Origin of the sequence: Streptomyces sp. NPDC085931, from assembly GCF_044540565.1 — a bacterium.
GTDB lineage: Bacteria > Actinomycetota > Actinomycetes > Streptomycetales > Streptomycetaceae > Streptomyces.
Genome location: NZ_JBITSK010000012.1, coordinates 70,561 through 92,346, shown reverse-complemented (window position 1 = coordinate 92,346; position 21,786 = coordinate 70,561). Strand labels below are relative to the sequence as shown.

22 protein-coding genes and 1 pseudogene are annotated in these 21,786 nt (G+C 72.5%); 16 read left to right on the top strand and 7 right to left on the bottom strand.

Annotated elements, in window-relative coordinates; all coding sequences use genetic code 11:
* Positions 1-59: 59 nt before the first annotated feature.
* The 4 genes from ACIGAN_RS24780 (at position 60) to ACIGAN_RS24765 (ending at position 3,777) form a co-directional block, all read left to right on the top strand.
* A complete protein-coding gene (locus ACIGAN_RS24780) occupies positions 60-1,598 on the top strand; it encodes an ATP-dependent DNA ligase (RefSeq protein ID WP_399860579.1) in 1,539 nt (512 codons plus the stop codon).
* A complete protein-coding gene (locus ACIGAN_RS24775; protein WP_399860577.1) occupies positions 1,595-2,053 on the top strand; it encodes an NUDIX domain-containing protein in 459 nt (152 codons plus the stop codon). The genes ACIGAN_RS24780 and ACIGAN_RS24775 overlap by 4 nt, the downstream gene beginning before the upstream one ends.
* 76 nt (positions 2,054-2,129) lie before the next feature.
* Complete coding sequence (locus tag ACIGAN_RS24770; RefSeq protein WP_399860574.1) at positions 2,130-3,515, top strand: NADP-dependent succinic semialdehyde dehydrogenase; 1,386 nt, start codon at positions 2,130-2,132, stop codon at positions 3,513-3,515.
* A gap of 25 nt (positions 3,516-3,540) precedes the next feature.
* On the top strand, positions 3,541-3,777 hold the full coding sequence (locus ACIGAN_RS24765; protein ID WP_033307522.1) for a DUF6213 family protein: 237 nt from the start codon (positions 3,541-3,543) through the stop codon (positions 3,775-3,777).
* 61 nt (positions 3,778-3,838) lie between these two features.
* On the opposite strand, the gene ACIGAN_RS24760 is transcribed toward ACIGAN_RS24765, so the two are convergent.
* Positions 3,839-4,501 carry a transcriptional regulator gene (locus tag ACIGAN_RS24760; RefSeq protein WP_399860571.1) on the bottom strand — a complete coding sequence of 221 codons (663 nt, stop codon included), beginning with the start codon at positions 4,499-4,501 and terminating at the stop codon, positions 3,839-3,841.
* 170 nt (positions 4,502-4,671) lie between these two features.
* On the opposite strand from ACIGAN_RS24760, the pseudogene ACIGAN_RS24755 reads away from it, so the two are divergent.
* The 3 genes and pseudogenes from ACIGAN_RS24755 to ACIGAN_RS24745 all read left to right on the top strand — a co-directional run.
* Positions 4,672-5,739 (top strand): annotated as a pseudogene (locus tag ACIGAN_RS24755) (type III polyketide synthase); the annotation flags it as partial.
* Position 5,740: 1 nt separating this feature from the next.
* The gene (locus ACIGAN_RS24750; protein WP_365744501.1) at positions 5,741-6,955 is read left to right on the top strand and encodes a cytochrome P450; all 1,215 of its coding nucleotides are present in this window, start codon (positions 5,741-5,743) and stop codon (positions 6,953-6,955) included.
* Positions 6,956-6,962: 7 nt separating this feature from the next.
* Positions 6,963-7,484 (top strand): cupin domain-containing protein, encoded by a 522-nt coding sequence (locus ACIGAN_RS24745; protein ID WP_365088963.1) that lies wholly within the window; start codon positions 6,963-6,965, stop codon positions 7,482-7,484.
* A gap of 6 nt (positions 7,485-7,490) precedes the next feature.
* On the opposite strand, the gene ACIGAN_RS24740 is transcribed toward ACIGAN_RS24745, so the two are convergent.
* Complete coding sequence (locus tag ACIGAN_RS24740; protein ID WP_365089030.1) at positions 7,491-8,717, bottom strand: acyl-CoA dehydrogenase family protein; 1,227 nt, start codon at positions 8,715-8,717, stop codon at positions 7,491-7,493.
* A 173-nt stretch (positions 8,718-8,890) separates the two neighbouring features.
* Here ACIGAN_RS24740 and ACIGAN_RS24735 point away from each other — a divergent pair, with 173 nt between their 5' ends.
* On the top strand, positions 8,891-9,535 hold the full coding sequence (locus ACIGAN_RS24735; protein WP_365744497.1) for a TetR family transcriptional regulator: 645 nt from the start codon (positions 8,891-8,893) through the stop codon (positions 9,533-9,535).
* 61 nt (positions 9,536-9,596) lie between these two features.
* Here ACIGAN_RS24735 and def read toward each other — a convergent pair whose 3' ends face one another.
* A complete protein-coding gene (def, locus tag ACIGAN_RS24730; RefSeq protein ID WP_399860567.1) occupies positions 9,597-10,145 on the bottom strand; it encodes a peptide deformylase in 549 nt (182 codons plus the stop codon).
* A 158-nt stretch (positions 10,146-10,303) separates the two neighbouring features.
* Here def and ACIGAN_RS24725 point away from each other — a divergent pair, with 158 nt between their 5' ends.
* From ACIGAN_RS24725 to ACIGAN_RS24705, 5 genes are all read left to right on the top strand, one after another.
* A complete protein-coding gene (locus ACIGAN_RS24725; protein WP_365088968.1) occupies positions 10,304-11,542 on the top strand; it encodes a MurT ligase domain-containing protein in 1,239 nt (412 codons plus the stop codon).
* A gap of 23 nt (positions 11,543-11,565) precedes the next feature.
* The gene (locus tag ACIGAN_RS24720; protein ID WP_365744494.1) at positions 11,566-12,294 is read left to right on the top strand and encodes a type 1 glutamine amidotransferase; all 729 of its coding nucleotides are present in this window, start codon (positions 11,566-11,568) and stop codon (positions 12,292-12,294) included.
* 202 nt (positions 12,295-12,496) lie between these two features.
* Positions 12,497-13,522, top strand: coding sequence for a 6-phosphofructokinase (locus tag ACIGAN_RS24715; RefSeq protein ID WP_399860564.1), 1,026 nt, complete (start codon positions 12,497-12,499; stop codon positions 13,520-13,522).
* Between the two features lie 152 nt (positions 13,523-13,674).
* Entirely contained in the window at positions 13,675-14,625 is a 951-nt protein-coding gene (locus ACIGAN_RS24710; protein ID WP_365744492.1) for a cytochrome c oxidase assembly protein, read from the top strand.
* Between the two features lie 80 nt (positions 14,626-14,705).
* On the top strand, positions 14,706-14,897 hold the full coding sequence (locus ACIGAN_RS24705; protein WP_309096777.1) for a hypothetical protein: 192 nt from the start codon (positions 14,706-14,708) through the stop codon (positions 14,895-14,897).
* 4 nt (positions 14,898-14,901) lie between these two features.
* Here the strand turns inward: ACIGAN_RS24705 and ACIGAN_RS24700 are convergent, their stop codons facing one another.
* From ACIGAN_RS24700 to ACIGAN_RS24685, 4 genes are read right to left on the bottom strand one after another with little or no spacing between them, the layout of a single operon-like run.
* Complete coding sequence (locus ACIGAN_RS24700) at positions 14,902-16,116, bottom strand: sensor histidine kinase (RefSeq protein ID WP_399860560.1); 1,215 nt, start codon at positions 16,114-16,116, stop codon at positions 14,902-14,904.
* The gene (locus ACIGAN_RS24695; protein ID WP_365088978.1) at positions 16,113-17,828 is read right to left on the bottom strand and encodes a sodium/solute symporter; all 1,716 of its coding nucleotides are present in this window, start codon (positions 17,826-17,828) and stop codon (positions 16,113-16,115) included. Before ACIGAN_RS24695 ends, ACIGAN_RS24700 begins: the two co-directional genes overlap by 4 nt.
* A gap of 10 nt (positions 17,829-17,838) precedes the next feature.
* The gene (locus ACIGAN_RS24690; protein ID WP_365089032.1) at positions 17,839-18,198 is read right to left on the bottom strand and encodes a hypothetical protein; all 360 of its coding nucleotides are present in this window, start codon (positions 18,196-18,198) and stop codon (positions 17,839-17,841) included.
* Positions 18,199-18,200: 2 nt separating this feature from the next.
* A complete protein-coding gene (locus ACIGAN_RS24685) occupies positions 18,201-18,950 on the bottom strand; it encodes a LytR/AlgR family response regulator transcription factor (protein WP_365744486.1) in 750 nt (249 codons plus the stop codon).
* A 56-nt stretch (positions 18,951-19,006) separates the two neighbouring features.
* On the opposite strand from ACIGAN_RS24685, the gene ACIGAN_RS24680 reads away from it, so the two are divergent.
* The 3 genes from ACIGAN_RS24680 to rocD all read left to right on the top strand — a co-directional run bounded on the left by ACIGAN_RS24680 (position 19,007) and on the right by rocD (position 21,724).
* Complete coding sequence (locus tag ACIGAN_RS24680) at positions 19,007-19,495, top strand: Lrp/AsnC family transcriptional regulator (RefSeq protein WP_365088982.1); 489 nt, start codon at positions 19,007-19,009, stop codon at positions 19,493-19,495.
* Positions 19,496-19,652: 157 nt separating this feature from the next.
* The gene (gene ddaH / locus ACIGAN_RS24675; protein ID WP_365744482.1) at positions 19,653-20,474 is read left to right on the top strand and encodes a dimethylargininase; all 822 of its coding nucleotides are present in this window, start codon (positions 19,653-19,655) and stop codon (positions 20,472-20,474) included.
* On the top strand, positions 20,471-21,724 hold the full coding sequence (gene rocD, locus ACIGAN_RS24670; RefSeq protein WP_399860557.1) for an ornithine--oxo-acid transaminase: 1,254 nt from the start codon (positions 20,471-20,473) through the stop codon (positions 21,722-21,724). Before ddaH ends, rocD begins: the two co-directional genes overlap by 4 nt.
* The last annotated feature ends 62 nt before the right edge of the window (positions 21,725-21,786 follow it).

Genomic DNA, 21,786 nt, shown 5'->3' with positions numbered 1-21,786 from the left:
CCGCGGGCGCACCGGCCCGCCCAGGTGTAAGGGCACCGCCTGCGGTGCACCATGGCTGCATGCTGCTGCACCGGCTGGCCCGAGTGTCCCAGGAGGTCGCCGCCACCTCGGCGCGGTCCCGGAAGACGGCTCTGCTCGCGGAGCTCTTCCGGGACGCCGAGGCGGAGGACGTGCCGATCGTCATCCCGTATCTGGCCGGGCGGCTGCCGCAGGGCCGGATCGGCGTGGGCTGGAAGGTGCTGGGCCGCCCGGTCGACCCGGCGGCGGAGCCGAGCCTGACCGTGCGGGACGTCGACGCCCGGCTGTCGCGGCTCGCCGAGGTGTCCGGTCCCGGCTCCCAGGCGGAACGCACCCGCCTGGTCGGGGAGTTGATGGGCGCGGCCACCGAGGACGAGCAGCGGTTCCTGCTCGGGCTGCTCACCGGCGAGGTACGGCAGGGCGCGCTGGACGCGGTGGCGGTCGAGGGCCTGGTCCAGGCGACCGGGGCGCCGAGCGCGGACGTACGGCGGGCCGTGATGCTCGCCGGTTCCCTCCAGGCGGTCGCCGAGGCCCTGCTCGCGGACGGCCCGGCCTCCCTCGACCGGTTCCGCCTCACGGTCGGCCGCCCGGTGCTGCCGATGCTGGCGCACAGCGCCTCCTCCGTCGCCGAGGCCGTGGCGAAATTGGGCGCGTGCGCGGTGGAGGAGAAGCTGGACGGCATCCGGGTCCAGGTGCACCGCGACGGCGGCACCGTGCGCCTGTACACCCGCACCCTCGACGACATCACCGACCGGCTGCCCGAAGTGACCGCGGCCGCGCTGGAGTTGCGCGGGGAGCGGTTCATCCTGGACGGCGAGGTCATCTCCTTCGACGAGGACGGGCGCCCCCGTTCGTTCCAGGAGACCGCCGGGCGCGTCGGCTCGCGCACGGACGTGGCGACGGCCGCCCGCGCGGTGCCGGTCTCCCCCGTCTTCTTCGACGCGCTGTCGGTCGACGGCCGCGACCTGCTCGATCTGCCGTTCACCGAGCGGCACGCCGAGCTGGCCCGGCTCGTCCCCGAGCCGATGCGGGTGCGGCGCACGCTGGTGTCCGGGCCGGACGAGACGCCGTCGGCGGAGGAGTTCCTCGCCGACACCATCGGGCGCGGCCACGAGGGTGTGGTCGCCAAGGCCCTCGACGCCTCCTACAGCGCGGGCCGGCGCGGTGCGTCCTGGCTGAAGGTCAAGCCGGTCCACACCCTCGACCTGGTCGTCCTGGCCGCCGAGTGGGGCCACGGCCGGCGCACCGGCAAACTCTCCAACCTCCACCTGGCCGCCCGCACCGCCGACGGCGGTCTCGCCATGCTCGGCAAGACCTTCAAGGGCATGACCGACGCGATGCTGGCCTGGCAGACCGAGCGGCTGCGGGAACTCGCCGTCGACGACGACGGCCACGTCGTCACCGTCCGCCCGGAACTCGTCGTCGAGATCGCCTACGACGGCCTGCAGCGCTCCACCCGCTACCCGGCCGGCGTCACCCTGCGCTTCGCCCGCGTGATCCGCTACCGCGAGGACAAGCGCCCGGAGGACGCCGACACGGTGGAGACGCTGCTGGCCGCCCATCCGGAGGTGAGGCCGTGAAGCGCAGCGCGGGACTGCTGCTCTTCCGCCCCTCCGGCTCCGGCCCCGAGGTCCTGCTCGGCCACATGGGCGGCCCGTTCTTCGCCCGGCGCGACGCCGGGGCGTGGACCGTGCCCAAGGGCGAGTACGAGCCCGGCGAGTCCGCCTGGGACGCGGCCCGGCGCGAGTTCCGCGAGGAACTGGGGCTGCCCCCGCCCGACGGGGAGGCCATCGACCTCGGCGAGGTCCGCCAGGCCAACGGCAAGATCGTCACGGCCTGGGCGGTCGCGGCGGATCTCGACCCGGCGACGATCGTGCCCGGCACGTTCCGGATGGAGTGGCCGCCGCGCTCCGGGCAGCTGCGGGAGTTCCCGGAGCTGGACCGGGTGGCGTGGTTCGGGCTGGAGCGGGCCCGCGAGGTGATCGTCACGGCCCAGGCGGCGTTTCTCGACCGCCTGGCGGAGCACTCGCCCTGAGGAGACGTTCCCGCGTTGCGGTCCCCTCCGCCGCGCGGGAAGGTCGAGACACAGCCCGCTCCGAGGGAGGTCAGCCATGCCCATCGCAACGGTCAACCCGGCGAACGGCGAGACGCTCAAGACGTACCAGGCCATGGGCGAGGAGGAGATCGAGCGCCGGCTCCGGCTCGCGGAGGCCACGTTCCGCACGTACCGGACGACGACCTTCGGCGAGCGGGCCCGGCTGCTGCACCGGGCCGCCGACCTCCTCGACGAGGACCAGCAGGACATCGCCCGGGTGATGACCACCGAGATGGGCAAGCCGATCCAGCAGGCCCGGGCCGAGGCGGCGAAGTGCGCCAAGGCGATGCGCTGGTACGCCGACCACGCCGAGGAACTGCTCGCCGACGAGGAACCGGCCGACGCCGACGTCAAGGACTCCGGCGCCTCGCACGTGCGGGTCCGCTACCGTCCGCTCGGCCCGGTGCTGGCGGTCATGCCGTGGAACTTCCCGCTGTGGCAGGTGGTGCGCTTCGCGGCGCCCGCGCTGATGGCGGGCAACGTCGGCCTGCTCAAGCACGCCTCCAACGTCCCGCAGACCGCCCTGTACCTGGAGGACCTCTTCCACCGGGCGGGCTTCACCGAGGGCTGCTTCCAGACCCTGCTGATCGGCTCCGCCGCGGTGGACGACATCCTGCGCGACGAGCGGGTCAAGGCCGCCACGCTCACCGGCAGCGAGCCGGCGGGCCGCGCGGTCGCCTCCACCGCCGGCGAGATGATCAAGAAGACGGTGCTGGAGCTGGGCGGCAGCGACCCGTTCGTCGTGATGCCCTCCGCCGACCTCGAGCGGGCCGCGCAGGTGGCGGTGACCGCGCGGGTGCAGAACACCGGCCAGTCCTGCATCGCCGCCAAGCGCTTCATCGTGCACGCGGACGTCTACGACGCCTTCGCCGAGCGCTTCGCCGCGGGCATGCGGGCGCTGAGGGTCGGCGACCCGCTGTCCGAGGACACCGAGGTCGGGCCGCTGGCCAGCGAGCAGGGGCTGCGCGACCTGGAGGAACTGGTCGACGACGCGGTGCGCGGCGGAGCGGAGGTGCTGTGCGGTGGCGAACGGCCGGAAGGGCCCGGCTGGTACTACGCGCCGACGATCCTGGCCGGCATCACGCGCGAGATGCGCATCCACCGGGAGGAGGCGTTCGGGCCGGTCGCCACGCTGTACCGGGTGGCCGACCTGGACGAGGCGGTGCTGCTCGCAAACGACTCGCCCTTCGGCCTGAGTTCCAACGTGTGGACCCGCGACGAGGCCGAGGTGGACCGGTTCGCCCGGGACCTGGAGGCCGGGGGCGTGTTCTTCAACGGGATGACGGCGTCCCACCCGGCGTTCCCGTTCGGCGGGGTGAAGCGTTCCGGCTACGGGCGTGAGCTGTCCGGGCACGGAATCCGCGAGTTCTGCAACATCACCACCGTTTGGCATGGTGCGTGAGTGTTGCGGGGCTACGATCCCGTCTGTGAACCGCGAAGTGACTCTGCCTCTGATCGTCGACGACCGCGGTACCTTGCAGGTGGCTGCCGCGGATGTCAGCAAGCTCCTGCGGACCGTGGGGGGCCGGTGGGTGCGGCTGGTGGAGGGCGGGGAGTCGGGCCTGGACGAGGACACGGTGGCCGAACTGGCCATCGAGCTGGCCAAGCTGGCCGACCGCATCGACGTGGCCTGCATCGCGCACAGCAGCGGGACCGCGACCTAGGCCGTGTCGTCTGGATCACGCCGCGGACGCGCGACCTGATCCGAACGACAGGCCCTGGCGCTCAGGGGGACTCCGTCGCGCTGAGCGCCGACCAGAAGCTCGCCTCGTACTGCTGCAGGAGGCGGCCGTAGGTGTGCGCGCGCCGCTCGTCGAGGCGCCCGGCGTCCAGGGCCGCGCCCACCGCCGTCTCCGCCAGCCGGTCCAGGTCGGGTGACGGCTCGGCGAAGAAGTCGAAGAAGGCGCACGCCTCGTCCGTGAAGCCGTAGCGCTCCCGCAGGGCCGTGGCGATGGTCGCGCAATAGCCGCCCCACGCCGAGAAGTTGGCCGTCAGGGCCAGGACGGCGTCCGCCGGTGCGGCGTTCAGCGCCAGCCAGGCCACGTACGCGGGGTACGCCTGGGCGCCGGGGAGCGGCTCGTACGACGCCTCCTGGGCACCGCACGCCCGCGCGAAGGCGACCAGCCGCTCGCCCGCCAGCTCCTCGCCCTGCGCGAGGGCCGCGAAGAAGGCCCCCGCCTCGGGGTCGGCCGCCTCGGAGCGGGCCGCCAGGTGCTCGAACGCGCGGCGGTCCGCGGGGATCACCCAGCTCTGTTCCAGGGCGAGCGCGGCGAGCGCGGCGCGGGGTGCCGTGCCGGCGGCGATCAGGGGGACCAGCGGGTTGGCCCGCGGGGCGGGGGCGAGGGCCGCCGTGGTCCTGCGCAGCAGGTCCCGGGCCGGGTGCGTCATGGCGTCCTCCGTGGTGTGGGTGCCGGTTCGAGCGTGGCACGCGGTCCCCGAGACGGAGTAGTCCGACGCGAAGTCCGATGGCCGAAGGGTGATCGTGGGTGGACCACCCCTAGAGGTGAACCACCTTCTGACCGGGGGGCGAAGGGCCTTCCGGGAGGCGAAAGCAGGCACGGTTCATGGCGACTTTGTGCAGACCTTCGGTGTCCGTTCCAGAGCACGTGATCACGATGGAGGAGACGCTTGAGCTGGCGCGTGAGCGCCACGCCGACCACCCCCAACTGCCGCTGGCCCTCCGGCTGATCGAGAACACCGGCGTGCGCACGCGGCGCATCGTGCAGCCCATCGAGGAAACCCTGAAGCACCCCGGGTTCGAGGAGCGCAACAAGCTCTACGAGGCCGAGGCAAAGGCACGGGTGCCCGCGGTCATCCAGCGGGCCCTCGACGACGCGCAGCTGCTGCCCACCGACGTCGACCTGATCATCTACGTGTCGTGCACGGGCTTCATGATGCCCTCGCTCACGGCCTGGCTGATCAACGAGATGGGCTTCGACCCGACCACCCGGCAGCTGCCGATAGCCCAGCTGGGCTGCGCGGCCGGCGGCGCGGCGATCAACCGGGCCCACGACTTCTGCACGGCCTACCCCGAGGCCAACGCGCTCATCGTGGCCTGCGAGTTCTGCTCGCTGTGCTACCAGCCCACCGACATCGGGGTCGGCTCGCTGCTGTCCAACGGCCTGTTCGGCGACGGCATCGCGGCCGCCGCGGTGCGCGGCCGGGGCGGCGTGGGCGTCAGCCTGGAGCGCAACGGTTCGTACCTGATCCCCAAGACCGAGGAGTGGATCATGTACGACGTGAAGGCGACCGGCTTCCACTTCCTGCTGGACAAGCGGGTGCCGGCCACCATGGAGCCGCTCGCGCCGGCGCTGAAGGACCTGGCAGCCGACCACCGCTGGGACGCCACCGACCTGGACTTCTACATAGTCCACGCGGGTGGGCCCCGCATCCTCGACGACCTCAGCACCTTCCTGCACGTCGACCCGCACGCCTTCCGCTTCAGCCGGGCCACGCTCACCGAGTACGGCAACATCGCCAGCGCCGTCGTCCTGGACGCGCTGCGCCGGCTGTTCGACGAGGGCGGCCCGGAGCACGGGGCGCGCGGGCTGCTGGCCGGGTTCGGACCCGGCATCACCGCCGAGATGGCCCTGGGCCGCTGGCACCGCGCGGACGAGACGAAGTGACATGAGCGAAGAGACGATCACCCGGACCCCTCCCCCGGTCCGGGACTGGCCCGCACTGGACCTGTCCGGAACGGACTTCGACCCGGTCCTGCGCGAGCTGATGGACGAGGGCCCGGTCACCCGCATCAAGCTGCCCAACGGCGAGGGCTGGGCCTGGCTGGTCACCCGCTACGACGATGTGCGCACGGTGACCAACGACCCGCGCTTCGGCCGCGAGGCCGTCATGGACCGGCAGGTCACACGGCTGGCCCCGCATTTCATCCCGTCCCGGGGCGCGGTCGGCTTCCTCGACCCGCCGGACCACACCCGGCTGCGGCGCAGCGTCGCCGCCGCCTTCACGGCGCGCGGGGTGGAGCGGGTGCGCGAGCGGTCCCGCCGGATGCTGGCGGAACTGGTCGACGAGATGCTCCAGGACGGGCCGCCCGCCGATCTCACCGAGGCCGTGCTCGCCCCGTTCCCCATCGCGGTGATCTGCGAGCTGATGGGCGTCCCGGCCGCCGACCGGCACGACATGCACACCTGGACGCAGCTGATCCTGTCCTCCGCGCACGGCGCCGAGGTCAGCGAGAAGGCGAAGAAGCAGATGGGCGCCTACTTCGCGGACCTGATCGGCCAGCGCGAGGGCGGCACCGGCGAGGACGTGACCTCGCTGCTCGGGGCGGCGGTCGGCCGGGGCGAGGTCACCCTGGAGGAGGCGGTCGGGCTCGCCGTGCTGCTGCAGATCGGCGGCGAGGCGGTCACCAACAACAGCGGCCAGATGTTCTACGTGCTGCTGACCCGGCCCGACCTCGCCGAGCGGCTGCGGGCGGAGCCGGAGATCCGCCCGCGGGCCATCGACGAACTGCTGCGCTGGATCCCCCACCGCAACGCGGTCGGGCTGTCGCGGATCGCCTTGGAGGACGTGGAGATCGGGGGTGCGCGGATCCGGGAGGGCGACGCGGTCTACGTGTCGTACCTGGCCGCCAACCGCGATCCGGAGGTCTTCCCCGACCCGGAGACCATCGACTTCTCCCGCAGTCCGAACCCGCACGTCTCGTTCGGCTTCGGCCCGCACTACTGCCCGGGCGGCATGCTGGCCCGGCTGGAGTCGGAACTCCTGGTCGACGCGCTCCTCGACGGCGTACCGGGGCTGCGGCTCGCCGTGCCGGCCGAGGACGTGCCCTTCAAGAAGGGCGCGCTGATCCGCGGGCCCGAGGCCCTGCCCGTCACGTGGTGAGCCGGCGATGACGGCGACGGAAGGCCTGCTCGTCCCGCCGGGTCAGGGGCGGGTCGTGCAGGCCCCCGCCCAGCACGTGACCTTCAAGGTGACCGGCACCCACTCCCGCATGGCCTCCACCTTCGAGGTGGTGGTGCCGCCGGGCTTCGACGTCGGAGCCCATGTGCACACCCGCAGCGAGGAGTTGTTCTACGTCCTCGAGGGCGAGCTGGACGTGCTCGCCTTCGAGCCTCGGGTCCGCACGCCCGACAACTGGCGGACGTGGGAGTCCGCGTCCGGCAACCGGGTGGTGCGGGCGACCCCGGGCACGGTGATCGTCGTGCCCCCGGGGTGCCCGCACGCGTTCGCCAATCCGACGGACGAGCCCGCGAAGATGTTCTTCCAGGCGAGCCCGCCGCCGGACCACGAGCGGTACTTCGAGGAACTGCTGGAGATCCTCGGCGGCGGGGGCCCGCCGGACCACGCGGCGATCGAGGAGCTCCGGGCGCGGTACGACATCGAGCAGCTGACGCCGCTCAGGCACCGCTAGCGGACGTCAGCGGATGGGCACGCCGGCGAGGGTGCGGGCGATGACCAGGCGCTGGATCTCGCTCGTGCCCTCGAAGATCGTGTAGATCGCCGCGTCGCGGTGCATGCGCTCGACCGGGTACTCCCGGGTGTAGCCGTTGCCGCCCAGGATCTGGATGGCCTGGGCGGTGACCTTCTTGGCCGTCTCGCTGGCGAACAGCTTGGACATCGAGCCCTCGGCGGCCGTGAACGGCTTGCCGTTGATCGCCATCCAGGAGGCGCGCCAGACCAGCAGGCGGGCCGCGTCGATGGAGGTGCGCATGTCCGCGAGCTGGAACGCCACGCCCTGGTTGTCGACGATCGGCCGGCCGAACTGCTCGCGGGTGGTGGCGTAGTCCAGGGCGACCTCGTAGGCGGCGCGGGCGGTGCCGACGGCCATGGCGCCGACGGCGGGGCGCGAGGCCTCGAAGGTGGCCATGGCCGCGTTCTTCACGCGCTCCCCGCCCTGCTTCGCCTTCTCACGGGCCCGGGCGAGCCGCTCGTCGAGCTTCTCCTTGCCGCCGAGCAGGCAGGAGCCGGGGACGCGCACGTTGTCGAGGATGACCTCGGCGGTGTGCGAGGCCCGGATGCCGTGCTTCTTGAACTTCTGGCCCTGGGACAGGCCCTCGGTGCCCGGCGGGATGATGAAGGAGGCGTGGCCCTTGGAGCCGAGCTCGGGGTCGACGACCGCGACCACGACATGGACGTTGGCGATGCCGCCGTTGGTCGCCCAGGTCTTGGTGCCGTTGATCACCCACTCGTCCTTGGCCTCGTCGTAGACGGCCCGGGTGCGCATGGAGGCGACGTCGGAGCCGGCGTCGGGCTCGGAGGAGCAGAAGGCGGCGACCTTGACGTCGTTCGCGTCGCCGTACATCTGCGGGATCCAGGTGCCGATCTGCTCCTCGGTGCCGTTGGCGAGGACGCCGACGGCGGCGAGGCCGGTGCCGACGATGGACAGGGCGATGCCCGCGTCGCCCCAGAACAGCTCCTCCATCGCCATGGGGATGCCGAGGCCGGTGGGGTCGAAGTACTGCTGGGCGTAGAAGTCCAGGGAGTAGATGCCGACCTTGGCTGCTTCCTGGATGACCGGCCAGGGAGTCTCCTCACGCTCGTCCCATTCGGCGGCCGCGGGCCGGATCACGTCGGCGGCGAAGCCGTGGAGCCAGTCGCGGACCTCCTTCTGTTCGTCGTTGAGCTCCATGGTGAACTCGGCCATGTCGGTCCCCTCCAGCGGCACACGTGCATGTTACTTGCGGTAACAGCAGTCTGTTACCGGTGGGTAGTCCGCGTCAACTCCTGTCGAACGTCCGGCACCCTTTCGGCGTCCGGAACATGCTTCAGTGTTAGTTTGCGCAAGCGTCAGCGAAACAGCACGGGTGGGGAGAGCACATGGACACCACGCAGCGGACCGACCAGCAACGGTCCGCCGACCGCCGGCGGCGTGAACTGCTGGAGGCCGCCGACCGGGTGGTGCTGCGCGACGGCCCGCAGGCCTCGATGAACGCGATCGCGGCGGAGGCCGGCATCACCAAGCCGATCCTCTACCGGCACTTCGGCGACAAGGGCGGACTTTACGCGGCCCTTGCCAAACGGCACACCGACGCGCTGCTGGACTCGCTGCGGGCGGCGCTGGACGCGCCGGCGGACCGGCGCGAGCGGGTCGAGGCGACGCTGGACACGTACCTGGCGGCGATCGAGGCGCGGCCCCAGGTCTACCGCTTCCTGATGCACCCGGCCGAGGGCGGCCAGCCGGGCGACCCGGGGTTCGACGTCGGCAAGCACAGTGCTCCGCTGCTGCGGCGGATGGGCGAGGAGCTGGCACAGGTCATCGAGGAGCGGCTGGACCTCGGGCCGGGCGGGCAGCGGCTGGCGCGGGTGTGGGGGCACGGGATCGTCGGCATGATGCACGCGGCCGGGGACTGGTGGCTCGGAGAACGGCCGTGCTCCCGCGCGGAATTGGTGCGCAGTCTCGCCGATCTGCTGTGGGGCCGGCTGGCGGCTGCCGGGGATCGGGTGGGAGGCCCGGGGTTCTGACCGTCGTGGGCCGACTGCGGGCCGGTGAGGGCTGGTCGCGCAGTTCCCCGCGCCCCCGGGGTCACTCACCCACTCGGCGCCATGGAGCCCTGGCCACCTGGCGCATCAGCCTGCGGTGGCGCCGGCCCGTCAGTCGGTCCGCGTAGACGCGGCCCTCCAGGTGGTCGCACTCGTGCTGCAGGCAGCGGGCGAAGAAGCCCGTGCCGTGGACCGTGACGGGGTCGCCGGTCATCGTGACGCCCTCGACCACCGCGTGGTCGTGACGTTCCGTGCCCGCTTCCAGGCCCGGCAGGGACAGGCAGCCCTCCGGGCCGCGGATCACCACCCCGTCCGCCTCGACGAGGCGGGGGTTGACCACGTGGCCGAGGTGGCGGACGTCCTCGTCGTCGGGACAGTCGTAGACGAAGACCCGCAGCGGCTCGCCGATCTGGTTGGCGGCCAGCCCGACGCCCTGGGCGGCGTACATCGTGGCGAACAAGTCCTCGACCAGCCGCTTGAGTTCGGGACCGAAGTCGGTGACCTCCGCGCAGGGCGCGTGCAGGACGGGGTCGCCGTGCAGGGTGAGGGGTCTCACGCGGCCGCGGGCGCCGGGGATGGGGCTTCGTCGCATGGCCGCAAGAGTAAGGTCCTGTCGGTGCGCGCCTCCCACACGAGTTCGCCACAGTGCCGCGGTTCGGGAGTGCGAATGGATCTCGATAGGCTGAGGTCCACACCACGTGGCCGTCAGGCTTCAAGGCGCGGCGCGTACGCAAGGAGGATCGAGAACTGATGGCAGGCAACTCGGACCCGCTCTCGCCGCGGGCCAAGCTGGCCGTGACCGCGGGCAAGGCGGTCGCAGCGGCGTCCCGTGCGGCGGGACGCGGCAGCGGATCGGTCATCGGCGGCCGGGTGGCGCTGAAACTCGACCCCGACCTCCTCGCCCGGCTGGCCCAGAACCTGGACGTGATCCTGGTCTCGGCGACCAACGGCAAGACCACCACCACCCGGCTCATCGCCGAGGCCCTGCGCGCGGCGGGACCGGTGGTCTCCAACGCGCTCGGCGCCAACATGCCGGCCGGCATCACCTCGGCGCTCGCCGGCGGCTCCGACGCCCGGTACGGCGTCATCGAGGTCGACGAGAAGTACCTGGCCGGCGTCGCCCGGGACACCGCCCCGAAGTGCATCGCGCTGCTGAACCTCTCGCGCGACCAGCTCGACCGCGCCGCCGAGACCCGCATGCTCGCCGAGAACTGGCGCGAGGGACTGGCCGGCTCCAAGGCCGTCGTCGTGGCCAACTGCGACGACCCGCTGGTGGTGTGGGCGGCGTCCTCCTCCCCCAACGTGATCTGGGTCGCCGCCGGGCAGATGTGGAAGGACGACGCCTGGTCCTGCCCGTCCTGCGGCGGTGTGATGCAGCGTCCGGGCGACGACTGGTTCTGCGGCGAGTGCGGCTTCCGCCGTCCGACGCCGAGCTGGGCGCTCTCCGGCGACCACGTCCTCGACCCGCACGGCTCGGCCTGGCCGATCCACCTCCAGCTGCCCGGCCGCGCCAACAAGGCCAACGCCGCCTCCTCGGCCGCCGTCGCCGCCGTGTTCGGGGTGCCGCCGCAGGTCGCGCTGGAGCGCATGTACCAGGTGCAGGCGGTCGCCGGACGGTACGACGTCGTCCAGTTCCAGGGCCGTGACCTGCGCCTGCTGCTCGCGAAGAACCCGGCCGGCTGGCTGGAGACGTTCTCGCTGATCGACCCCCCGCCCACGCCGGTCATCCTGTCGGTGAACGCGCGCTCCGCCGACGGCACCGACACCTCCTGGCTGTGGGACGTCGACTACACGCGCCTGTCCGGCCACCCGATCTGCGTCATCGGCGACCGCAGGCTCGACCTGGCGGTACGCCTGGAGGTGGCCGACCAGAACTTCCAGGTCTACGACAACCTCGACCAGGCCGTGGCCGCGTGCCCGCCGGGCCGGATCGAGGTCATCGCCAACTACACCGCGTTCCAGGACCTGCGCCGCCGCGTCGGCAACTGAGCACGAGACGTCAGGGGACTTTTGTGAGCGACAACCAACTGCGCATCGTCTGGATCTATCCCGACCTGCTCAGCACCTACGGCGACCAGGGCAACGTCCTCGTGGTGGAGCGCCGGGCGCGGCAGCGCGGCCTGGACGTGGCCCGGCTGGACGTGCGCAGCGACCAGCCGATCCCGACCTCCGGCGACATCTACCTGATCGGCGGCGGTGAGGACCGGCCGCAGCGGCTCGCGGCCGAGCGGCTGCGCCGGGACGGCGGACTGACCCGGGCCGTGGAGAACGGCGCCATCGTGTTCTCGGTGTGCGCGGGCTACCAGATCCTCGGCCACGAGTTCATCAACGACCTCGGTCAGCGCGAGCCCGGCCTCGGGCTGCTGGACGTGGTGTCGGTGCGCGGCGAGGGCGCGCGGTGCGTCGGTGACGTGCTGGGCGACGTCGACGAGCGCCTCGGGCTGCCGCCGCTGACCGGCTTCGAGAACCACCAGGGCGTCACCCACCTCGGCCCCACCGCCCGCCCGCTCGCCCGGGTGCGGTTCGGCAACGGCAACGGCACGGGCGACGGCACGGAGGGCGCGTACAACGACACCGTGTTCGGCACGTACATGCACGGTCCGGTGCTCGCGCGCAACCCGCTGATCGCGGACCTGCTGCTGAAGCTGGCCCTCGACGTCAACGCGCTGCCGCCGACCGACGACCGCTGGTACGAGGCGCTGCGCAACGAGCGCATCGCCGCTGCTCAGCAGCCCGCGTAGGGACAGCGCCGCAGCGTGTCCGGGGCACGCGTCAACCTGCTGGTCAACAGCCCGTATGACGGCCCGTCCGCACAGGTGAGCGGGGTCGTCCAGCAGGCGGACGCGTGCTTCGGTCCGGCCCCTGGGAGCCGCTAGGGTGGCGGGGATTCCAGCCGGACAACGCGGTCCGGTCCCGGCCCACGTCGATAAGGTTTTTCGGGCTATGCGCATTGGTGTCCTCACGTCCGGCGGCGACTGCCCCGGCCTGAACGCCGTCATCCGGTCCGTCGTGCACCGCGCCGTCGTCGACCACGGCGACGAGGTCATCGGCTTCCGGGACGGCTGGAAGGGCCTCCTGGAGTGCGACTACCTCAAGCTCGACCTCGACGCGGTGGGGGGCATCCTCGCCCGCGGCGGCACGATTCTCGGCTCCTCCCGGGTCCAGCCCTCCCATCTGCGGGACGGTGTGGAGCGGGCCAGGGGCCATGTCCAGGAGCTCGGTCTCGACGCGATCATCCCCATCGGCGGCGAGGGCACGCTCAAGGCCGCGCGGCTGATGTCGGACAGCGGTCTGCCCGTGGTGGGCGTGCCGAAGACGATCGACAACGACATCGCGGTCACCGACGTCACGTTCGGCTTCGACACGGCCGTCGGGGTGGCGACCGAGGCGCTGGACCGCCTGAAGACCACGGCCGAGTCGCACCAGCGGGTCCTCGTGGTCGAGGTCATGGGGCGGCACACCGGCTGGATCGCGCTGCACTCCGGCATGGCGGCCGGCGCGCACGCCATCGTGGTGCCGGAGCGGCCCTTCGACATAGAGGAACTGACCCGGCGGGTCGGCGAGCGGTTCGAGGCGGGCAAGCGCTTCGCGATCGTGGTGGCCGCGGAGGGCGCCAAGCCGCGCGCCGGGACCATGGAGTTCGACGAGGGCGGCAAGGACATCTACGGGCACGAGCGGTTCGCCGGGATCGCCCGGCAGCTCTCCGTCGAGCTGGAGCGGCGGCTGGGCAAGGAGGCCCGGCCGGTCATCCTCGGGCATGTGCAGCGGGGCGGTACGCCGACCGCCTACGACCGGGTGCTGGCCACGCGGTTCGGGTGGCACGCGGTGGAGGCCGTGCACCGGGGTGAGTTCGGGCAGATGACCGCGCTGCGCGGGACCGACATCGTGATGGTGCCGCTGGCTCAGGCCGTGGAGACGCTGAAGACCGTGCCGGACGAGCGGTACGCGGAGGCGGAGACCGTTCTCTGAGCCGTCGAGCGCGCGTCGCGGGTGGTTGCTCGCGCAGTTCCCCGCGCCCCTGACGTGGCGCACCGCCCCCGGTCGTGGCGGAGACCGGGGGCGGTTCTACTCTTGGGGGCGGACAACTTGCTGCACACCCCCACGAAACAGGAGCCGGCGGAATGGATCACAGCGGGCACGGCATGACGATGGATCTGCCGCCGTTCACGCTGGGGCGTGGTCTGGAATGGTCGGCGGACCCGTTCTTCCTCGTCGCCTGCCTGGTGGGCCTGGCGCTGTACGGCTGGGGCGTGGTGCGGCTGGTGCGGCGCGGGGACAAGTGGCCCGTCGGCCGGACCGTCGCCTACGCCCTGGGCGTGCTGAGCATCATGCTCATGATGTGCACCGGGCTGAACGACTACGGCATGGTCATGTTCAGCGTGCACATGGTGCAGCACATGGTGATCAGCATGGTCTCGCCCATCCTCATCCTGCTCGGGGCACCGATCACGCTGGCGCTGCGGGCGCTGCCGACGGCGGGGCGGGGCCGCAAGGGGCCGCGCGAGCTGCTGCTGATGTTCCTGCACAGCCGGTACATGCGGATCGTCACGCACCCGGCGTTCACGATCCCGCTGTTCATCGCGAGCCTGTACGGGCTGTACTTCACCCCGCTGTTCGACACGCTGATGGGCTCCAAGGCCGGGCACATCGCGATGATGGTGCACTTCCTCGCCGTCGGCCTGGTGTTCTTCTGGCCGATCATGGGCGTGGACCCGGGCCCGCACCGGCCGGGCTACCTGATGCGGATGCTGGAGCTGTTCGCGGGCATGCCGTTCCACGCGTTCTTCGGGATCGCGCTGATGATGGCGTCCCAGCCGATGGTGACGACGTTCGAGAACCCGCCCGCCTCCCTCGGCATCGAGGCGCTGTCCGACCAGAACGCGGCGGGCGGCATCGCCTGGGCGTTCAGCGAGATCCCGTCGGTGCTGGTCCTGATCGCGCTGCTGTTCCAGTGGTACGCCTCGGAGCAGCGTCAGGCCCGGCGCACGGACCGGGCCGCCGAGCGGGACGGCGACAAGGAGCTGGAGGCGTACAACGCCTATCTGGCCTCGCTGAACACGCAGGGGCGCTGAAACCGGCTCGCACCGGGCCCGTGCGCGCCGGGCGCCCGCCAGGCACCATGGAGGGACCGGACCACGAGGAGGGTGCCGCGATGCCAGGTTCCACGAACGGTTCCACCAACGGCTCCAGCGGGACGAAGACCATGGGGGTGCTCACCGTGGGCGGCCTCGTCGTGGTGACGGCCTACACGGTGGCGCTCGGCAGCAACGGCTGGCTGTGGTTCGGCTGGGTCGTGCTGGGCCTGATCACCCTGGGCATGGTGGTCACCACGCGCAGCACCTGACGGCTCACTCCCGGGTCAGCCGGCCCGCCGAGTGCACGCCCGGCTGGTACTTCGGCAGGCGGACGGTGATCTTCATGCCGGCGCCGACGGCGGTCTCGATGACCAGGCCGTGGTCGTCGCCGTAGACCTGGCGGAGCCGGTCGTCGACATTGGACAGGCCGATGCCGCCCGAGGGGCTGGCCTCGCGGGCGAGGATGCGGCGCAGCAGTCCGGGGTCCATGCCCGCGCCGTCGTCCTCGATGACGACCAGGGCCTCGGCTCCGGCGTCCTGGGCGGTGATCTGGATGTGGCACTTGCCCGGGGGGACGGCCTTGCCCTCCAGGCCGTGCTTGACGGCGTTCTCGACGAGCGGCTGCAGGCACAGGAAGGGCAGGGCGACCGGCAGCACCTCCGGCGCTATCTGGAGGGTCACGGACAGCCGGTCGCCGAAGCGGGCGCGCACCAGGGCCAGATAGTGGTCGATGGCGTGCAGCTCGTCGGCGAGGGTCGTGAAGTCGCCGTGCCGGCGGAACGAGTAGCGGGTGAAGTCGGCGAATTCCAGGAGCAGTTCGCGGGCGCGCTCGGGGTCGGTGCGCACGAAGCTCGCGATCACGGCGAGCGAGTTGAAGATGAAGTGCGGGGAGATCTGGGCGCGCAGTGCCTTGATCTCGGCCTCGATGAGCCGGGTGCGCGACCGGTCCAGGTCGGCCAGTTCCAGCTGGACCGACACCCAGCGGGCCACCTCGCCGGCGGCCCGGACCAGGACGGCGGACTCGCGGGGCGCGCAGGCGACCAGGGCGCCGTGCACCCGGTCGTCGACGGTGAGCGGGGCGACGACCGCCCAGCGCACCGAGCAGTCCAGACGGTCGCAGGTCAGTGCGAAGGCCTCGCCGCGGCCGGTGTCCAGGGGGCCCGCGAGGCGTTCCATGATCTCGGTGCGGTGGTGGGCGCCGTCGCCGTCCCAGACCAGGACCTGTTCGCGGTCGGTGAGGCAGAGGGCGTCGGTGCCGAGCAGGGAGCGCAGTTTGCGGGCGGACTTGCGGGCGGTCTCCTCCGTGAGGCCGGCCCGCAGCGGGGGCGCGGCGAGGGAGGCGGTGTGCAGGGTCTCGAAGGTGGCGTGCTCGACGGGGGTGCCGAGACCGGCGAGGCTGTCGGCCCGGGCGGTGCGCCGGCCGAGCCAGACGCCGAGGGCCAGGACCGGGAGCACGGCGACGCACAGACCGGCCAGGAAGTCGCTCATGCGCTCACCTCCGTGCGCAGTTCCTCGGGCAGGTGGAAGCGGGCCAGGACCGCGGCCGTGTCGGGCGGGACGCGGGCGGGGGTGGCGAGGGACACCAGGATCATCGTGAGGAAGCCCAGCGGCACCGACCACAGGGCGGGCCAGGCGAGCAGCGCGTGCAGGGCGGCGCCCCGGCCGGGGTAGCCGGCCATGGTCGCGGCGACCGCGAGCAGGGCGGAGCCGCCCCCGACCAGCATTCCGGCGGCGGCGCCGGGCGGGGTCAGCCGCCGCCACCAGATGCCCAGCACGAGCAGCGGGCAGAACGAGGACGCGGACACGGCGAAGGCGAGCCCGACCGCGTCGGCGACCGGGAGCCCGCCGACCAGGACGCTCGCCGCGAGGGGCACGGCCATGGCGAGGACCGTCCCGAGCCGGAAGTGCCGTACGCCCCGGGAGGGCAGCACGTCCTGGGTGAGGACGCCCGCCACCGCCATGGTCAGGCCCGAGGCGGTGGACAGGAACGCGGCGAAGGCGCCGCCCGCGACCAGGGCGCCGAGGAGGTCGCCGCCCACTCCCCCGATCATCCGGTCGGGCAGCAGCAGGACGGCGGCGTCCGGGTCCCCGGTGAGGGTCAGTTCGGGGGCGTAGAGGCGGCCCAGGGCGCCGTAGACGGGGGGCAGGAGGTAGAAGGCGCCGATCAGGCCGAGGACGGCGACGGTGGTGCGGCGGGCGGCGACGCCGTGCGGGCTGGTGTAGAAGCGGACCACGACGTGCGGCAGGCCCATGGTGCCGAGGAACGTGGCGAGGATCAGCCCGTAGGTGGCGTACAGGGGACGTTCGGCGCGGCTCTCGGCCTGGGACGGGGACAGGTCGCCGCCGCCGGTCCGCCGGGCCTCGGGGACGGGGGCGCCGGCGGCGAAGAGGAGGCGGGTGCCGCGCTCGATGTGGTGGGTGCCGGCGGGCAAGTCGAGGCGGGTGCCGGTGTGGGTGCGGCCGTCGACGGTGCCGGTGACCGTGACGGTCAGGGGGCGCTCCAGTCTGAGGTCGACGCTGTCGTCGACGCGGACGACCCGCTGCTCGCGGAAGGCGGCCGGTTCGTCGAAGGCGTTCCGGGGGGCGCCGTCGCCCTGCCACGCCAGGACCAGGAAGAGGGCGGGGACGAGCAGGGCGGTGAGCTTGAGCCAGTACTGGAAGGCCTGGACGAAGGTGATGCTGCGCATGCCGCCGGCGGCGACGGTGGCGGTGACGACGACGGCGACGATCACACCGCCGAGCCAGTCGGGCGCCCCGGTCAGCACGGTCAGGGTGAGCCCGGCGCCCTGGAGCTGGGGCAGCAGGTAGAGCCAGCCGACGCCGACGACGAAGGCCCCGGCGAGCCGCCGTACGGCCTGGGAGGCGAGGCGGGCCTCGGCGAAGTCGGGGAGCGTGTAGGCGCCGGAGCGGCGCAGCGGGGCGGCGACGAAGAGCAGCAGGACGAGGTAGCCGGCGGTGTAGCCGACCGGGTACCAGAGCATGTCGGGGCCCTGGACCAGGACCAGGCCCGCTATGCCGAGGAAGGAGGCGGCGGAGAGGTACTCGCCGCTGATGGCGGCGGCGTTCAGCCGCGGGCCGACGGTGCGCGAGGCGACGTAGAAGTCGGAGGTGGTGCGGGAGATGCGCAGGCCGAAGGCTCCGACGAGGACCGTGGCGACGACGACCAGGGCGACGGCGGGGACGGCGTAGCTGGAGTTCATGGGCGGGGCGTCAGCGGTCCTCGACGAGGCGGACGAAGTCGCGCTCGTTGCGCTCGGCGCGGCGGACGTACCAGCGGGCGAGCAGGACCAGTGGGAGGTAGAGGCCGAAGCCGAGGACGGCCCACTCCAGGCGGCGGGCGCCGGGCAGGGCGGCGAAGAGCAGCGGGAGCGGGCCGACGAGCAGGCCGAGGACGGCGAGGACGGTGAGGGCGGCGCGCAGCTGGGTGCGCATCAGGGAGCGGACGTAGGTGTGGCCGAGGGTGGTCTGCTCGTCGATCTCGGTGCGCGGGCGGTAGTAACCGGACGTCCTGCGGATCTGCCGGGGCGGGCCGGTGACGACGACGCGGCGTTCGGTGTGGTCCTGGGGCACCGTCACGTCCTCCTCATGAGCAGGTCGCGCAGTTCGCGGGTGTGGCGGCGGCTGACCTGCAACTCCTCGGAGCCGACGAGGACACTGACGGTGCCGGCGTCGAGGCGGAGTTCGCCGATGTGGCGCAGGGCGACGAGGTGGCGGCGGTGGATGCGGACGAAGCCGCGCGAGCGCCAGCGCTCCTCCAGGGTGGACAGCGGGATGCGCACCAGGTGGCTGCCCTTGTCGGTGTGCAGGCGGGCGTAGTCGCCCTGGGCCTCGACGTGGGTGATGTCCTCGACGGCGACGAAGCGGGTCACGCCGCCGAGCTCGACGGGTATGTGGTCCGGGTCGGGTTCGCTCACCGGGATGCGGGGCGTGGCGCCGCGCAGCTCGGCCGCCCGGCGGACGGCCTCGGCGAGGCGTTCCTTGCGGACGGGCTTGAGGACGTAGTCGACGGCCTTGAGGTCGAAGGCCTGGACGGCGAAGTCCTCGTGGGCGGTGACGAACACGATCAGCGGCGGTCGGGCGAAGCCGGTGAGCAGCCGGGCCAGGTCGAGGCCGTCGAGGCCGGGCATCTGGATGTCGAGGAAGACGACGTCGATGGCCTCGGGCCCGCCCGGGCCGGACTCCAGCGCGCGGTTGATGCGGCGCAGTGCCTCGGTCGCGTCACCGGCGCCCTCCGCGCTGCCGATGCGGGGATCGGCCCGCAGCAGGTAGAGGAGTTCCTCCAGCGAGGGGCGTTCGTCGTCGACAGCCAGGGCGCGCAGCATGAACCCGGAGTGTAGGGGCGATCCCCGCCGTGCGGACACGTGGATACAGTGCCCGCATGAACAGCAGGCCGTCCCCGGCGTTCGACGAACTCGACCGGAAGATCGTCACGGCCCTGATGGCGAACGCCCGGACGTCGTTCGCGGAGATCGGCACGGCGATCGGGCTGTCGGCCACGGCGGTCAAGCGGCGGGTCGACCGGCTGCGGGAGACGGGCGTGATCACCGGGTTCACGGCGACGGTGAAGCCGTCGGCGCTGGGCTGGCGCACGGAGGCCTACGTCGAGGTGTACTGCGAGGGCGCCGCTCCGCCCCGGCGGCTGGCGGAGGTGGTGCGCGACTACCCGGAGATCGCCGCGGCGATGACGGTGACCGGCGGCGCGGACGCGCTGCTGCACGTGCGCGCGCGGGACGTGGAGCACTTCGAGGAGGTGCTGGAGCGGATCCGGCAGGAGCCGTTCATCCGGAAGACGATCAGTGTGATGGTGCTGTCCCATCTGCTGCCGGAGAGTCCGGAGGCCGGGGCCAGCCACCCGGCGCCCGAGTAGCCCCGCGGCCGGCGCAGCGGTCGTGCGCCGACCGGCCGGAAGACGCAGCGTTCCTGCGTGGACGCGCAAGCTTTGTTTCTTGTCCGCCCCCGCCGTCAGTTCCTACCGTTGTGTCAACCCCCAGTCACACACCGTGAGGAAGCGGAGGGACCCCTTCGTGCCCGACTCCCGTGTGCCGCGCCGGCGGCGCTACCTCGTCTGCGAACCCAGACACTTCGCCGTGCAGTACGCGATCAACCCCTGGATGCACCCCGGCGAACCCGTCGACGTGCTCCGGGCCCTGGACCAGTGGCAGGCGCTGGTCGACACCTACCGTGCCCACGGCCATACCGTGGACAGTGTGAAACCCGTTCCAGGCCTGCCCGACATGGTCTTCGCCGCGAACGCGGCGGTCGTGGTCGACGGCCGCGTCTTCGGCTCGCTCTTCCACGCGCCCGAGCGCCGGCCCGAGTCCGTGCCCTACGAGGCGTGGTTCAAGACGGAGGGCTACGAGGTCTACCACCCCGAATCCGTCTGCGAGGGCGAGGGCGATCTGGTCCCCGCCGGGCGCTGGATCCTCGCCGGGACGGGATTCCGCACGACCCGGCAGGCGCACAGCGAGGCGCAGGAGTACTTCGGGGTGCCGGTGATCGGCCTGACGCTGGTGGATCCGTACTTCTACCACCTGGACACGGCCCTGTTCGTCCTCGACGAGGAGAACGTCGCGTACTACCCCGGGGCGTTCTCGCCGGGCAGCCGTGAGGTGCTGGCCCGGCTGTACCCGGACGCGGTGCTCGCCACCCGCGAGGACGCGATGGCGTTCGGGCTCAATTCCGTCTCCGACGGGCGCCACGTCTTCATCTCACCCGGGGCGACGGGCCTGGCCGGGCAGCTGGCCGACCGCGGCTACGTCCCCGTCCCCGTCGACCTGTCCGAGTTCCACAAGGCCGGGGGCGGCATCAAGTGCTGCACCCAGGAGATCCGGGAGATCCGCTCATGACCGCACCCGTCACCACCCGTGGCCCGCAGGAGAACCCCGGCGCGCGGGGCGGTCGCGGCTCCGAGGAGCTCATCCGCGCGGAGGAGCCGGTCCTCGCGCACAACTACCACCCGCTGCCCGTGGTCGTCGCCCGCGCGGAGGGCACCTGGGTGGAGGACGTGGAGGGCCGCCGTTACCTGGACATGCTGGCCGGTTACTCCGCCCTGAACTTCGGCCACCGGCACCCGGCGCTGGTCGAGGCGGCGCACCGCCAGCTCGACCGGCTGACCCTGACCTCGCGGGCCTTCCACAACGACCGGCTCGCGGAGTTCGCCGAGCGGCTGTCCGCGCTCACCGGACAGGACATGGTGCTGCCCATGAACACCGGCGCGGAGGCGGTGGAGAGCGGGGTGAAGGTGGCCCGCAAGTGGGCCTACGACGTCAAGGGCGTCCCGGCGGACCGGGCCACGATCGTGGTGGCGGCGGACAACTTCCACGGCCGGACGACGACGATCGTCTCCTTCTCCACGGACGAGACCGCGCGCACCGGCTTCGGGCCCTTCACCCCGGGGTTCCGGATCGTGCCGTACAACGACCTGGCCGCGCTGGAGGCGGCGGTCGACGAGACGACGGCGGCGGTGCTGATCGAGCCGATCCAGGGCGAGGCCGGGGTGATCGTCCCGGACGACGGCTATCTGGCGGGCGTGCGGGAGCTGACCCGCCGCAAGGGCTGTCTGTTCGTGGCGGACGAGATCCAGTCCGGGCTCGGCCGGACGGGCCGCACGCTGGCGGTCGAGCACGAGTCGGTGGTGCCGGACGTGGTGCTGCTGGGCAAGGCGCTGGGCGGCGGCATCGTGCCGGTGTCGGCGGTCGTCGGGCGCCGGGAGGTGCTCGGGGTGCTGCACCCGGGTGAGCACGGTTCGACCTTCGGCGGCAACCCGCTGGCCGCCGCGGTCGGCACGGCGGTGGTGGAACTGCTGGAGACGGGCGAGTTCCAGCGGCGGGCGGCCGAGCTGGGCGTGCTCCTGCGCGAGGGCCTGGCGGGGCTGGTCGGCCGGGGCGTGGTCGGCTTCCGCGCGCGCGGCCTGTGGGCGGGCGTCGACATCGACCCCGCGCTCGGCACCGGCCGCGAGATCAGTGAGCGCCTCATGCGCGAGGGGGTCCTGGTGAAGGACACCCACGGCTCGACGATCCGCCTGGCACCTCCGCTGACCATCACCGGCGAGGAGCTGCAGGGGGCGCTCGGGGCCCTGGAGAAGGTCCTCGGGTAGGCGGCCGGAAGGGCGTGGGCCGGCCGGGCGGCCGCCCGGCCCGCGCCTCCCCGACCGGCCCT